Genomic DNA, 526 nt, shown 5'->3' with positions numbered 1-526 from the left:
AAACAGCTTGAGAATCTAGCAAAGCAACGGGAAAAGCAAGGGAAAATTCGACGTTATCGAGAATGGTACGAGTCCTGGGGCAAATTAGAAATTGATAGAGTTGATGCTGTTAAAACTGCTAAGAATTATTTAGAAAATAAAAACCAATATGTTATCTTAGATACAGAGACTACAGGATTAAATGAAGCTGAAATTGTAGAAATTGCTATTATTGATTTAGATGGTAAAACTCTTTTGAATACTTTGGTAAAGCCTAGAATACTAATTCCTCCAGAAGTCATAAAAATACATGGGATTACGAATGAAATGGTAGCTGATTCTCCCTCATTCTCTGAAGTTCATTCTACAATTGTTGAAGTCTTAAAGGATAAAAAAGTTTTGATTTGGAATCGTCAGTTTGATATATCAATTTTAAACTATTGCCGAAACATTCATAAATTACCATCTTTCAAATTATCAGATCGGAGTGAATGCTTAATGGAGATTCATGCTCAGTGGTATGGAGAATGGAGTACATATTGGCACA

1 protein-coding gene is annotated in these 526 nt (G+C 33.1%); it reads left to right on the top strand.

The features are described 5' to 3' along the window. Positions 1-526 (top strand): 3'-5' exonuclease (locus PL9214_RS19610; protein ID WP_072720472.1); only part of this gene is annotated, 526 nt, incomplete at both ends.

It is taken from the genome of Planktothrix tepida PCC 9214 (assembly GCF_900009145.1).
GTDB classification, from domain to species: Bacteria; Cyanobacteriota; Cyanobacteriia; order Cyanobacteriales; family Microcoleaceae; genus Planktothrix; species Planktothrix tepida.
The sequence above is the reverse complement of the archived record's forward strand: the minus strand, read 5'-3'. Positions and strand labels throughout refer to the sequence as shown.